General features: G+C 50.6%; 12 protein-coding genes. 3 read left to right on the top strand and 9 right to left on the bottom strand.

The genetic code is table 11. The features are described from left to right. Window positions 1-257: 257 nt before the first annotated feature. From topA to JRF57_05385, 8 genes are all read right to left on the bottom strand, one after another. Entirely contained in the window at window positions 258-2,852 is a 2,595-nt protein-coding gene (gene topA, locus JRF57_05420; protein ID MBW2303135.1) for a type I DNA topoisomerase, read from the bottom strand. A 410-nt stretch (window positions 2,853-3,262) separates the two neighbouring features. After that, window positions 3,263-4,375: a DNA-protecting protein DprA gene (gene dprA, locus JRF57_05415; GenBank protein ID MBW2303134.1), complete on the bottom strand. Its 1,113-nt coding sequence runs from the start codon at window positions 4,373-4,375 to the stop codon at window positions 3,263-3,265. Window positions 4,376-4,659: 284 nt separating this feature from the next. Next, the gene (locus JRF57_05410; protein ID MBW2303133.1) at window positions 4,660-5,802 is read right to left on the bottom strand and encodes a LysM peptidoglycan-binding domain-containing protein; all 1,143 of its coding nucleotides are present in this window, start codon (window positions 5,800-5,802) and stop codon (window positions 4,660-4,662) included. 380 nt (window positions 5,803-6,182) lie between these two features. Then, window positions 6,183-6,959 carry a prolipoprotein diacylglyceryl transferase gene (lgt, locus tag JRF57_05405; GenBank protein MBW2303132.1) on the bottom strand — a complete coding sequence of 259 codons (777 nt, stop codon included), beginning with the start codon at window positions 6,957-6,959 and terminating at the stop codon, window positions 6,183-6,185. Window positions 6,960-6,967: 8 nt separating this feature from the next. Then, window positions 6,968-7,489, bottom strand: coding sequence for a signal peptidase II (gene lspA / locus JRF57_05400; GenBank protein ID MBW2303131.1), 522 nt, complete (start codon window positions 7,487-7,489; stop codon window positions 6,968-6,970). Then, a complete protein-coding gene (gene ileS / locus JRF57_05395) occupies window positions 7,486-10,293 on the bottom strand; it encodes an isoleucine--tRNA ligase (GenBank protein MBW2303130.1) in 2,808 nt (935 codons plus the stop codon). Before ileS ends, lspA begins: the two co-directional genes overlap by 4 nt. 158 nt (window positions 10,294-10,451) lie before the next feature. Then, on the bottom strand, window positions 10,452-10,784 hold the full coding sequence (locus tag JRF57_05390) for a hypothetical protein (protein MBW2303129.1): 333 nt from the start codon (window positions 10,782-10,784) through the stop codon (window positions 10,452-10,454). Beyond that, a complete protein-coding gene (locus tag JRF57_05385) occupies window positions 10,781-11,125 on the bottom strand; it encodes a hypothetical protein (protein MBW2303128.1) in 345 nt (114 codons plus the stop codon). The genes JRF57_05390 and JRF57_05385 overlap by 4 nt, the downstream gene beginning before the upstream one ends. Window positions 11,126-11,256: 131 nt before the next feature. Here JRF57_05385 and JRF57_05380 point away from each other — a divergent pair, with 131 nt between their 5' ends. The 3 genes from JRF57_05380 to JRF57_05370 all read left to right on the top strand — a co-directional run bounded on the left by JRF57_05380 (window position 11,257) and on the right by JRF57_05370 (window position 13,758). Continuing rightward, entirely contained in the window at window positions 11,257-12,081 is an 825-nt protein-coding gene (locus JRF57_05380) for a sugar phosphate isomerase/epimerase (protein ID MBW2303127.1), read from the top strand. Between the two features lie 120 nt (window positions 12,082-12,201). After that, window positions 12,202-13,212 carry a DHH family phosphoesterase gene (locus tag JRF57_05375; protein MBW2303126.1) on the top strand — a complete coding sequence of 337 codons (1,011 nt, stop codon included), beginning with the start codon at window positions 12,202-12,204 and terminating at the stop codon, window positions 13,210-13,212. A 54-nt stretch (window positions 13,213-13,266) separates the two neighbouring features. Then, window positions 13,267-13,758: an asparaginase gene (locus JRF57_05370; GenBank protein ID MBW2303125.1), complete on the top strand. Its 492-nt coding sequence runs from the start codon at window positions 13,267-13,269 to the stop codon at window positions 13,756-13,758. Window positions 13,759-13,832: 74 nt separating this feature from the next. Here JRF57_05370 and JRF57_05365 read toward each other — a convergent pair whose 3' ends face one another. Next, complete coding sequence (locus JRF57_05365; GenBank protein MBW2303124.1) at window positions 13,833-14,096, bottom strand: hypothetical protein; 264 nt, start codon at window positions 14,094-14,096, stop codon at window positions 13,833-13,835. Window positions 14,097-14,153 lie beyond the last annotated feature (57 nt).

Below are 14,153 nucleotides of genomic sequence, written 5' to 3'. Positions count from 1 at the left end.
ATGCCATGCCCTTAACCTTAGAGGTAATGATATCTTATCGGACACTACCATGTACTCCTTTGATATTTCTAAATAAAAGGATCTCATCAAAATTTTGAAACGCTCAGTTTAGGTAAATGTATTCCTGCGGTTGAAATTTTCGCCTTCCTTGAACTTGACCAAAATTGAGCATTTTGCAAAGGTCTCTGAGGGGGGAGGAAGAAAAACACCGGGCTTCCGGGAAGGGTTGGCGCCCAGGCTAGTACCTGCTCTTCAGCTTACTGATTTTTTTCTTGCTCTTGGGTGGAATCCAGGAACTGAGGACTGTAAGCCTCACCGATCGATGTCCCGTCTGTTTTTTTGAGTACCGGCTGGGGGTGAGCCTTTTCGTGTTCTTCAAGGGCCTTTTCCCAGTGCTTTCTGGTATCTTCTTTGAGGGTCTTCCATCCAAGCCTCCCCCGGCATTTTGGAAAGGTGGAACAACTTAACCAAGGGCCCCGCGCCCCGCGCCGAAGATTCAAAGGGGAGCCGCATTTTGGGCAGGGGATGTCCGTTAGGAGGGGAGGCGGTTTGGGCGGAGTTATTTGACCCTTGGAGTCGAGTTTCAAGATCCCGTCGCATTGGGGATAGTTGGGGCAACTCAGAAATGGGCCGAACCGTCCCTTGCGAAATTTCATGGGAGAACCGCATTTCGGACAAGCCACGTCCGTCAACCGGTCGGCCACCGGATTACCCTCGGCATCAATCGGTGCGGCATATTTGCACTTGGGATAATCGGCGCAACTGAGGAAACGGCCGTTTCGACCGAAGCGGTAAACGGTCCCGCTTCCGCATTCCGGACATGAATGGGGAGCTGGCTCTGTTTCAGCCTTTGCGTGACCCAGTTTTTGATAAGCCGCATCAAGGCTTGATTTGAAAGGCCCGTAAAATTGCCTGAGCATCTGGACCCAGTCAGCGTGTTTCTCCTCAATGTCGTCCAACTGCTGCTCCATGTCCCGCGTGTAACCTACTTCCATTATTTCCGGAAAGGCCTCCACGAGCTTGTCCGTCACCACTTTGCCCAAATCCGTGGCATGAAAACGGTTCCGCACCTTCTCCACATACTTCCGATCCTGGATCACCTGAATGATCTGGGCATAGGTGCTCGGTCTTCCAATCCCCTCCGCTTCGAGTTTTCGTATGAGGGAGGCCTCGGAATATCTGGGAGGAGGTAGGGTGAAATTCTGGGTTGGTTCCATATGTAAGGCCCCCAAGGGTCGGCCTTCAGACAGAGGAGGCAGGATTGCTTCGTCGGAATGGTTGGGTACGCCGGAAATCTTGTAATAACCGTCGAAAACAAGAACGCGCCCTGTGGCCTTGAAAACGAACTCCTTTCCTTGTGAGGTTCCTGAGATCAGGACCGTGGTGGCATCCCACAGGGCATCGGTCATCTGGGAGGCTACAAAACGTTCCCATATCAACTTGTAAAGCTTGTATTGCCTGTCTGTAAGGGATGATCGAACCTTTTCCGGTGTAAGGGTCACATCCGTGGGACGGATGGCCTCATGGGCCTCCTGTGCTGATTTATTTGAAGATGTGAATACATTGGGCCTCTCCGGCAGGTAATCCGGACCGAACTTTGACCGGATGTATTCCCGTGCCATGAGAATCGCCTCATTGGAAAGATGGGGCGAATCGGTCCTCATGTACGTGATGAGGCCGACTGAGCCTAAGTCCGCAATAGGGACGCCTTCATAAAGGGCCTGGGCCGTCCGCATTGTAGTCTGGGCTGAAAAATCCAGTTGATTGGCAGCCGCCTGCTGGAGGGTGCTGGTGATGAAAGGAGACAGGGGGCGGCTTTTGGTCCTCTTAGTCTGGATGGATTTTACTTTCCAGGGGGGCCCATTGAACACATGTCCCTTGAGGCGGATCAGTTTTCGTTGGGGACCCTTTGCCTTTGGATCGACTGTCTCTTCCCGTTCATCTATACGGTATCCAACGAGGTTCAAGGTCTCAAGGACCTCTGCTTCGCTCTTGGGGAGAAATTTTTTACCGGAGATCTCAACAAGTTCACCGGAAAATGAGCTATGCTGGGAGAGCCACTGGTTTCTTTCATGGATGGTCCTGCCGTTTTGCCGTCGCCCCCGATCTTTGACAGGAACCTCGAAAAGCCATTTTCTGAAGCTTTCGCCGAGCCGGGTGGCGTTTTCCGGATCGACCGTGAAAAAACCCGTCAGTTTCCAGTACTCCTCCGGCACAAAGGATTCGATCTCTCGTTCCCGCTCAACGATAAGCCGGACGGCAACGGACTGGACACGCCCCGCGCTCAGCCCCCCAGCGACCTTTTTCCACAGCAGGGGAGAAACCTGATATCCGACAATCCTGTCCAGAATTCGACGGGCCTGCTGGGCATTGACCTTGTTCATGTCGATTTTTCGGGGCTTCTTGAAGGCCTTTTCTATCTCTTCCTTTGTAATGGCGTTGAAAACGACCCTCTTCCCTTCTTCGGGATCAATGCCCAAGGCCTCGGCCAGGTGCCACGCGATCGCTTCCCCCTCGCGGTCCAGGTCCGTGGCCAGCCAGATTCCTGAAGCCTTTCGGGCCGCCTGTTTCAGTTCCCTGACCGTTTTCGCCTTCCCCTTGATGATCTGGTAGGTGGGCCTGAAGTCATTATCGAGATCCACTCCAGGCACTGGGTCTTTTATCCCTTTTGGATTTTTATCGGGGAGGTCGCGTACGTGGCCCACGGAAGCCATGACTACATAATCTTTTCCCAGGTACTTGTTGATCGTCCTGGCCTTGGCGGGCGATTCTACAATAACGAGCTGTTTACCACTTGTATCCTTCTGTGATCCTGCTTGACGTCGATTCTTGGTTGTCTTTTTCTGAGCCATGGAATCCTTCACCGGAGGGAATTATGATTGTGGGACCCCTGAAAGGGCATTGTTACCTTGCCTCTGTGGGACCTGAATGAGGGAAAATAGTCCCGGGTGGTATCCTTTGTCAAGTAGTAAAACGGAAGGGATTACTGCAAACATCGTGCCTTTTTAAGGATTTCACAAAGACGACGTAAAAATCCTGCGGGTCACAGGGGAAGTTCGGGACGGAATGAATCCTGAAGAAGGCAAGGAAGGATGGAGCCCCACGGGTAAACCCGTGGTCCCCCAAAATACCCGTCTCCGCCTTCGGCTACGCCGCAGTTATCCGCCATAGCTTTGGGCGACATCACGCCGTAGCACAACAATTGTTTACACATTCATCCACCTGAAAGCCTGTGGTCTTCTGCGAAGGCGGATAATAAAACCTACTGGCGTACGAACATTTTCCCGGGTAGTTGCCTTATAATTCCTTTCAGCTCCAACTGTAAGAGAAGGCTTGAAACCTCGGCCGGCAACATACCCGTTTGTTTTGCAATCTGATCGATATGCACGGGGAAGTCCCCCAGGACATCAAAAACGATCCTCTCCCCTTCTTCGATTTCCTGGATCCCGTTTTTCGGGGCTTTTTCTCCCTTCATTTCTTGAAGGCCTGAAAAATGCAAACCCAGACCTTGCAGTATATCCTGTGCATTTTCCACCAGTGCGGCCCCCTGTTTCAGGAGAAGGTGACAACCCGCACTTTTAAAGGAATGAATACTGCCGGGTACGGCGAATACTTCCCGGCCCTGTTCAAGGGCCAAGGCCGCAGTTATCAAGGACCCGCTTTTGCGGGTGGCTTCCACCACCAATACCCCTTTGCTGATTCCACTGATTATGCGGTTTCTTATGGGAAAGTTCTTTGGGTCCGGGGGAGTGCCGGGCGGAAATTCGCTGATTACGGCACCCTTCTCACAAATGATGGAAAAGAGTCTCCGGTTGGATGCAGGATACACAACATCATGACCGGTCCCCAGAACGGCCACCGTGAAATTTCCACCCTTCATACATCCCCAATGACCCGCCGCATCAATGCCTTGGGCCATGCCACTGGCGATACCCAGCCCCCTGCGGGCAAGACCGTATGCAATCATCTCGGCAGTCTTGATCCCATATTGGGTGGGGTGCCTGGATCCGACGACGGCCAGGAAATTCACATTCGTAGGGATATCCCGTCCCTTCCGGTATAGAATCATGGGAGGATCATGGATGGTTCTAAGAAGGGGAGGGTACTCAGGATCCGAGAAGATGATAGGATGAATTTTCATATCCTCGATTTTTCGAAGAAGACGAACCGGATCCTGGACGAATTCCTTCTTAAAAACCGCCCTGGCCACAACCTCCCGAACCCCCTTGACAGAGAGGAGGTCTTTTAATCGAGCACGAAACACATTTTCAGGAGAACCAAAAGCCTCGAGAAGATTTTTGAAAGCGATGTTTCCAAGCCCTGGAATGAGACTCAATGAAATCCAGGAGGCTGTTGTGTTCTTCTTTTCCGGCATATTCGCCTAATCGTCGATGTCTGCACAATAGAACAAAAGGCCAAACAGCAGGGTAGACTTTTGTTTCAATGTCACCATGGAATCAGAACTTTCAAGATACAGAAGGTATCTGCTAGGGAAAAGAAAAATACAGGAAATCGTTTTAAGAAGCAAGGTAAAAACGGAGAAGAGAAAAAGCAGTCTCTTTTCGCCGCCGAGTAATTCAATGGGACCAGACCGTAAAAACGATCAGGAGCATTGGAAACCCGCCGTGCTTGAAATGCACATTTTGTGGAGAGAACACACTATTTAAGGGCGCATCGCCCGAGTTTCGAGAAAATGGGAGGTGTTTCAGTCCAGGACAGGGCCCTTACGAAAGAGCCGTTAAGGAGGTTCTTCCTTGAAGTGAGAATAATCCCGGTTGAAGTATCGGGCCTTGATTCCAGTATCAACAGGGTACCGAGGGGATCTTCAAAAAGGGTGGTTTTCTTGGTCAACCGACTGTAAATATCTGCAAGTGAGTCGGATTTCAGCATTTCCCCGATTGTTCCAAAAAAATCTTTTCCTTCAAAATCAGAATCACTCACCTTTTTGATATTGAGCACTTCAAACAGGTTTCCCCTGCGGATACCCTGGTTGAATCCCTTGTTGAGATAAACGATGGTATTCTGTCCGATGGCCAAGTTTTGATCTTTTACCGCCACAATATTAGCGATCAATTTCTCTTCAGCCGGAAGGGGCTGTATACATGGAGAAATAGGTTCATATGGAATCACTGGATCTTTGACATTGATGGTTCGAATGGCATTGATCACCTTGGCTTCATAGTAGTTCTTTTTCAAGTGCTTCAATATTTCAAGTGTACCATGGTAATCCAGGATATACCCCAATTTTTCACCAGTAAGAGGATGCCGTAGCAAATCAGAGGGCTCGTAAACCGTAAATCGATCACCTCTCACGGCTTGTTTGTCTTTTTGGAGATGGACTACGACCCTGTCTCCTCTTTCCATCATGAGTTTGCTGGAATAAGAGGAAAAGATGGTTCCCCAGGGCTGAACTTTTTCTCGTGATAATCGGCCTATAGTGGAGATCGTCGTAAGGGAGGATACATTGATGCCCGCCATTTCCGTGAAGGGTTCGGGCTGGACCGGTTCCGAAGCACTACAACTTTTAGGTTTTTCAACAGGCGCTCTTTCCAAAAGCCTGATCCTGTCGCCCGGACGGAGGAAATGGGGATTTGTAATGAAAGGGTTCATTTCCCAGAGCTTGGGCCACAGATTGGCATCTCCGTAATAGGTTTCACAAATTGACCAAAGGGTATCTCCTTCCTGGACCGTGTAAGTATCTTCAAACGCCGAAGAAAAAGAGGAAACAAAAAAGATCACAGCCCCGGCTATCATGAGACCTAAAAAAAACCTGCAAAGACGACCTTGCTCCTTTTCTTGCATTTAACCCACCCTCATCTGTATTTTTATTCCGCCGCAGAAAACTCCAGACTCTTGTCTGGAGATGTAGCGGCCGCCCGAAGGGCCCAAGTATTTGTAGCAGGCTGAAGCCCCCGGCTCCTGCCGGGGGAGATTCACTTAGTACTAGTTTGTTTTTTCGAAATTCGCCGTTTAAGGAGACTGACAAAGGGCTTTATTTTTGTAAGTTACGGAATTTTGCTCGCTATTGTCAAGTAAATAACATTATAGATAATCTTAGATGATTTATTGATAATTGCATGTCCTGGGCGTTATTCAAGGAAATATGCATATCTAATGCAAGAAAAATGCCACACACCGGTGAAGTTGGAGTGAAGCCATTGTTCTAAGGAGAGATATCCACTTTATTCCCTTTGGTTTTGTTGATCTGACGGCTTGATGAAGAGGAGAAGGATCGCAGAGCCAATGAGGATCAAGAGGCTGATCAATTGGGTAAAGGTCATCTCGGTGCCCGGGATCAACCAGCGGTAGTCGCCCCTGAATTTCTCAACAAGCAGTGTGGAAGTACTGTGCAGGATTAAGTACCATAACAGCAACTGGCCGGTGAATTTCTTTCTGGCGTGAAGAAAGAGCAGAATACCGAAGATGAGGAAGCCGCTCAATGACGCATAGAGTTGCGTTGGATGAAGCGGAACGTGAAGCGGGGCCAGGGACCGAGGGTTGGAAAAAACGATTCCCCATGGCAACCCGGTAATTTTTCCATAACAACAGCCCGCCGCAAGACAACCGATTCTCCCGATCCCCTCTCCCAGGGCGACCGCCGGTACCCACAAATCTGCAGTGGATAAAAAAGAAAGTCCTTTCAGCCTTGTATACCATGCAAGGCAAGCAGCGCCGAAGACCATCCCACCGACAAATACGAGCCCCCCCTCCCAGACTTTTAGGATTTCAAAGGGATGATACCGGAAATAGGCTGGACTGAGAATGACATATAGGATCCTCGAACCGATGATGGCGCCAAGGCCCATGACCAGCGCCGATCCCAGGACCGTGTGTGAAGTGGTTCCTTCTGTCTTTGCAATCCAGGCCGTTGTTAAGATGGCAACGGTGAATCCCAGGGCCATGAAAAGGCCATGGGCATGGAGTGTCAGGGATCCGATGGTGAAAAGATCAGGTTGCATGAACCACGTCATTTCCTGTGCATTTTTGGTGAAAGAGGATTTCTTTGCGAAGAGGATGGACGCTGCAATAGTATGAAAACGGCCAACAGAAAGGTCCCGACTGAAATGGCAGAGTCGGCCAAGTTGAATGCCGGCCAATGGTATGCCCCGTAATGGAAATCGAGAAAATCGATGATTTCTCCCTGCCGGATTCGATCCACAAGATTTCCAGCGGCTCCTCCCAAGACCAAGGCCAATGGGAAAATAAGGCGCGGTTCTCTGTCTTTGATTCTAAAGAACCAGGAAATCAAGAGGGCCATCGCCGCAAGTGTGATAGCTATAAGAAAAACCTGGGCAAGGCCAGGTTCCGCGCTGTTCAGGAATCCAAAGGCGACCCCACGGTTACGGGTGTGCACTAAATTGAAAACTCCCTCAATTACGCTGACGGAACCATAAAGTGGGATGGTTCGGACGAGGAGGAGCTTACTCACCTGATCCAAAACAAGGACCACTGCAGCGGGAAAGACTATACGCGCAAGGCTCGTGTTCATTTCACTATGTATCCAGCTTCCTGCAACGCATCCAGGCAACGCTTGCAAATTCCCGGGTGTTCAGGGCTCTCACCCACCGTAGGATCATGGATCCAGCATCGCTCGCATTTTTTGTCAGCTGAAGGTTCCACGATCACTTTTAAACCGGGGAATTCCTCGCATTCCGGGGTCGAATCGAGCTGGGCGCCGGGTACAATGTCCACGGAGGAGACGATGAAGATGTAGCGGAGTTGTTCCTTGTAAGGTTCCAATTTCTTGATTAATTCATCAGATACCCCGAGGGTCACGGAAGCATCCAGTGAATGACCGATCTTCTTGTCTTTCCTCGATATTTCCAGTGCCTTGGTGACCTCTTTGCGGATTCTGATCAGCGTGTCCCATGCCTCGGCCAGGTTGGGATCCTTGTATTCTTCCTTTACTGGAACGAAGAGGTCCATGTGGACGCTGGGGAGTCGATCATTTCCCTTCATATATTGCCAAACTTCGTCTGCCGTAAAGGAGAAGATAGGGGCCATGAGCCTGACCAGGACCTCCAGGATCTCGTTGAGGGCCGTTTGAGCTGATCGCCTTTCCTTGGATTTGGGAGGAGACACATAGAGCCTGTCCTTGATGATATCCAGGTAGAAGGAGGAAAGGTCCAGCACGCAGAAATTGTGGATGTTATGGAATACAGGATGGTATTCGAATTGTTCATAGGCTCGGAGCACCCGTTCGTTCATTTCCTGCAGTCGATTGAGGGCCCAACGATCCAACTCTTCCATCTCACTGTAAGGCACACTGTCCCGGTCCGGCTCAAAGTCGTTCAGGTTTCCAAGGAGGAATCGGCAGGTGTTCCGAATGCGACGGTAGGCTTCCGTCAATCGCTGAAGGATTTCCCCTGAAAGCCGAATATTGTCCCGGTAATCTTCCCCGGCAACCCATAGCCGGATGATTTCAGCGCCATAGTCACGGATGAGCTCCTCGGGTGAGATGACGTTTCCCGCGGACTTGTGCATGGCCTTACCCGTGCCGTCCACGACGAAACCGTGTGTCAGGACGTTTCTGTAAGGGGCATGGCCCCGTGTTCCTACGGAGCAGAGAAGGGAACTATGGAACCAGCCCCGGTGCTGGTCACTTCCTTCCAGGTAGAGATCCGCCGGGCTGTTCAGGTACTCCCTTTTTTCCATGACCGCGGCATAACTGACCCCGGAATCGAACCATACATCCAATATGTCCGTTTCCTTGGTAAATTTTGTGGCACCGCATTGCGGGCAAGAGGTCCCCGGGGGCAGGAGTTCTTCTTCCGATTCCATAAACCAGATGTCGGCTCCGGCCTGTTCCACCTTGTTTGCCACATGCTCGATGATCTCTTCTGAAACCACAACAGCATTGCATTCCCTGCAATAGAAGAGAGTGATAGGAACACCCCAGGCCCGCTGGCGGGAGATACACCAGTCCGGGCGGTTGGCGATGAGCCCGTAAATGCGGTCCTCTCCCCAGGAGGGAATCCAGTTGACCTCCCGGATGGCCTGGAGGGCCTTTTTCCGGAGGTCGTTCTTTTCCATGGATATGAACCACTGCTCGGTGGACCTGAAAATCACGGGTTTTTTACACCGCCAGCAATGGGGGTATTCATGGGTGATGGGCTCCTCTTTCAAGAGAACTCCCCGCTCTCGTAAGGCTTGATTGATCGCCGGATTGGCCTCAAAGACGTTCATGCCGGAGAAAAGCTTGACATCGCTCGTAAAACGGCCGGCATCGTCCACCGGTGAGTAGACTTCCAGTTCGTATTCCAGCCCTGTTTCATAATCCTCTCGACCATGACCCGGAGCCGTATGGACACAGCCCGTACCTGCATCGAGAGTGACGTAAGGGGCCAACACGATCACCGATTCCTTATCATAGAGCGGATGTTTGGCCTTCAGGCCTTCGATCTGCGTGGCCCTGAATCTCTCGAGGATTTCGTAGGAGTCGATGCCGAAAGTATCCATGCAGATATTGGTGAGACCCTCGGCCAGGATGAAGACCTCCTCCCCGCCGACTTCAACAGCCACGTAATCGAAATCGGGGTGAAGGGCGATGGCCAGATTGGCCGGAATGGTCCAAGGGGTCGTGGTCCAGATGATCATGGAGACTTTCTTTCCACGAAGAGAAGGAAAAATCTCCGAGAGGTCCGAAATCATAGGAAATTTTACAAAAATAGAGGGGGAGGTATGTTCCTCGTATTCCACCTCCGCTTCGGCCAGGGCAGTCTGACAGGAGATACACCAATAGATGGGCTTCTTGCTCCTCACGAGGCTTCCGTTTAAGGCGAATTTCCCACATTCCCGCACGATGGTAGCTTCATAGGGATAGTTCATGGTCAGGTAGGGCCTGTCCCATTCTCCAAAAACCCCGAGTCTCTTGAATTCTTCCCTCTGAATGTCGATGAATTTCTCGGCGTATCGGCGGCAATGGCGTCTGATCTCTACCTGGGAAAGCTCGGCCTTTTTCTCTCCCAGTTCCATGTCCACCTTGTGCTCGATGGGCAGGCCATGGCAATCCCATCCAGGCACGTAAGGTGCATCGAAACCCGCCATTTGCTTGGACTTGATTATGATGTCCTTGAGGACCTTGTTGAAGGCCGTGCCCATGTGGATGTGCCCGTTGGCATAAGGAGGACCGTCGTGGAGCATGTATCGTTTCCGCCCCTTGGATACCTCCCGGATTCGTTGGTACAGGTTGTCCCGTTCCCATCGAGCGATCATTTCGGGTTCACGCTTCACCAGGTTGGCTTTCATAGGAAAGTCAGTGCGGGGAAGATTGAGAGTAGCCTTATAATCCATTGGGTGAGCCTCCATTCAATATGTATAGAAACTTTCTGTTTAACAGATCTATTGGCTCAAGTCAATTTGATTGTACCGGGGAAGGCTTTCGGAAAACCTGGTAGAGAAGGGAATATAGTAGCGGATGCAGGGTAGGGCAGGAAAGGTGTTTCCCCGCGTCAGGTCCTGATGCCCAATTCGCGGACGATCTGGTTTCCGAAGCTCATGATGTAAGCGGATTGACGGGATGTGCAGTAAGACTGGCAATCACACCTCATCACCTTGAGGCTCCGCACGAAAAACTCCATCTTGATCCAGTCCTTTCCGATTTCTACTGCAAACACGTGGGGTTGGCACGATATATGGCGGGATTGAATCTCGCTCAGGTAATCTTCCGGCAAGGGAACCCAAAAAAGGTTATCGAGTTGGGCGGTCAGGGTGTTTTTCATGAGAAAGGCCTTTGCCTTTTCAATGTCCGCCGGGAGGATTTCGTCCATCAAATAGGATCTCATAAACCGTTTCCCTTCTTTTCCCGTTCCAGTTTGATACCTACCCAAAAGGCATCCACTATGGAATAGACCCAGACGATGAGAAAAAGCACAAGAATGAGAACCAGTAAAGGGTGACCTTCTCCCTCAAGTAACTGAAGAAAATCTGCTGGCTGAGATCCGGCTAAATTCCCCTTCTCCAGTGAAGACCGTATCACAAGAGTCAATTCCACCACCCCTCCCACGAAGAGGGCGAACATTGCTGAAAGAAGGATAACGCCCTTGGCCCTTTGGTTATTAAGGATTTGACCGAGCCCGGGAATCACGAACGCCGAGCAGATGGGAGAAAGGATATACTTTTTCATTGACTCCTCTCCATCGCGGCACCAAGATGGAGGCTCTTTGAAAAGAGTACCTCTGAAGAAACCTCGCAACGGCCTGAGTACATCAGCCTTTTGCAGAACTTTTATCGAATCTTAACGAAAAAGAGGATGCTATGTCAACGACGGCGGATTCCATGGAAAAAGAAATCCTTCGTTCCATCCATGTCAATATTCCATTCACCTTGCTATACGACTCTTATCTCCCGCGGTTCATCCAGGAGCGGCTGAATCCTGAAGTTGGCATCGACGCCCATGCACTGGATCATTATTCCGCATCGGAATTCCGCGCCGTTGGGGAGACATTACGAAGAAACGGGCTGGAGGTCACTCTGCACTGCCCTTTCCTTGATCTCTCTCCAGGTTCACTGGACCCTGCCGTAAGGGAGGTGACCCGGAAACGTCTTGAACAAACCCTGGATCTCCTCCCATTTTTCGAGCCCAGGGCCGTGGTTTGTCATGCGGGTTACGATGAGAGACGATATGGATTTTTCAAGGAAAAGTGGATCGCCTTCAGTCTCGAGACATGGAGCTGGATGGCGCCTCGTGTCAGGTACGAGGGATCGAAACTGATGCTGGAGAATGTCTACGAGGGGGATCCTCGAGATCTCCTTGATCTTTTTCAGGCATTGTCGGGACTGGATGTCGGTTTTTGCCTGGATACGGGGCACATGTGGGCCTTTGGCCGAAAGCCCCTTGAAGAATGGCTGGGGGTGCTGGGGACCCACCTGCAGCACCTTCACCTCCATGACAACGATGGAGGATCAGATGAACATCTTGCCCTTGGGAGGGGGACCATCGAATTTCGTCCCCTTTTTCAGTTCTTGAAACACCTGAAAGGGACACGACCCTTGGTGACTCTTGAACCCCACAGGGAACCGGATCTTTCGGTCAGCCTTGAATACTTGAAACAACATTGGCCCTGGAAAGGGGGGGCATGACTTTTTCATTGAAACAAGGTTTGGATTTTTTCTAAGGTATCTGGTTGTGAAAGAGAAGAAAAGGGTTCTGAATGGCTTGAGGATTCAAGGGGCCTCTCCAATTCCCAGACGAGGACAATAATGGACCAGGAACATCCCATCATGGAGCATCCATTTGCAAAGTCTGTTTCCCAGGTGGAAAAGTACAAAAAATTGTTGGAGATTATTGCTCCTGATGATGTGCTGGCTATTGTCATAAACGCGGATCCGGATGCTATCGCCAGCGCCATGGCCTTGAAACGGCTTTTTTGGAGAAGGGTTAAGAAGGTTCATATTTACCGCACTAATGTCATCAAGAGGGCGGATAATTTGGCCCTGGTCAGGCTGTTGAAGGTCGATCTGGTATATTTCAGGGAACACCCCGAAGGTATCACCAGGTGGGCGATCGTCGATTCCCAGCCTCACCATGATGAACGATTGGCCAGGCATCGATTCGACATCATTATCGACCACCATCCGCCCGGTGATCTATCCGTTGCCCCTTTCGTGGATATCAGGGAACAGTATGGGGCAAATTCAAGCATCATGACCGAGTACTTAAAAGCGGCCCGGATCAAACCCTCCCCCAAACTGGCCACGGCGCTTTTTTACGGGATCAAGACAGATACGGATAATTTCGCCCGAAACTCGATACTGGGGGATATCGAGGCATTCAAGTACCTGTACCGGTTCGCCAATATCAATACCATCAAAAAACTTGAATTTTCTGAGATCACCCGGGGTACCCTGAAGAGTATCAAATTCGCCATCGACAACCTGAGCCTATACAAGGACCGGGCCTTCATATTCATGGGACGTGTTAAAGAACCGGACCTCCTCGTCATCATCGCCGATTTTTTTCTTCGAATGGCCGAGGCCACATGGTGTATTGTGGCGGGAGTTTACGGCCAGAGGCTTATTGTGATTTTCAGAAATGCGGGGTTTCGCCTGGATGCAGGAAAAGTCGCCCAAAGACTGTTCGGGGAATGGGGACCGGCGGGAGGACATAAAAGCGCGGCTAGGGCTGAGATCTCCATCCAGGATCTCCCTGGGGGACTTAATGATATGGAAAGAATTAGTGAATTTTTACGTGATCGGATCAAGGCGATCTAGGGGGCCTGCGAATTGAAACCAGGGTTCTTGTAGATTTGCAAGGGGGAAGACACCGTGAAGATCAAGATATTTACGACAGGCGGCACGATCGATAAGGTTTACTTCGACCAGAAAAGTGTCTACCAGGTGGGAAACCCAAAGGTCATGGATGTCCTTGCTGAGGCAAGGGTCAACTTTGAATACGAGGTGGTTTCCATCATGCAGAAGGACAGCCTGGACATGAACGAGGAAGATCGCCGGTTGATCCTGGACACCATTCGACGGGACGATTGCAACCGTGTGGTCGTCACCCATGGAACGGATACCATGATCGAGACGGCGAAGACGCTCCGGGCCATCACGGACAAGGTGATCGTCCTTACCGGATCCATCCAGCCGGCGCGATTCAAGTCAAGCGATGCGGAATTCAATATCGGATGTGCAATCGGTGCAGTCCAGTGCCTTCCTCCCGGGGTCTACATCGCGATGAACGGACGCATTTTTGATCCGGAGAAGGTGAGAAAGAATTTCGAACTCAACCGGTTTGAAGACCTGCCATGTTCTTGATTTTCAAGGGGATCAGGGACCTGGCGGGATCCTTGCAGTATCCTTAGATACCCAGCCTCTCCCCGGGGTCTTTATCACACAACCACATCCAGTTTACGATTGATGCCGGATCCCGATTTTTGGGAGAGGGCATTCAAACCGGGATGGGAATCTCCCTCAGGAATTTTCTGGATCCCGCTGTTTTTTTTGGCGATATCCTGTTTAGCCATCTCCAGTCGGGCGTCGTCACTCCTATGGGATCCCTTTATGGGTTTGGGTTCTTCAACATCCTTTTTCTTGTCGATTTTGATTTCCAAGGACTGGGGCGGAATGATACCCGTCAATGAATCAATAAACATTCAAAGCCCCCCTTTCATTTATGATTTTGATTCCTGGAATCGATCCCTGCATATACC

It is taken from the genome of Deltaproteobacteria bacterium (genome assembly GCA_019310525.1).
In the GTDB taxonomy this organism is placed as follows: Bacteria; Desulfobacterota; DSM-4660; order Desulfatiglandales; family HGW-15; genus JAFDEE01.
This window is presented reverse-complemented; position numbering and strand designations above follow the sequence as displayed.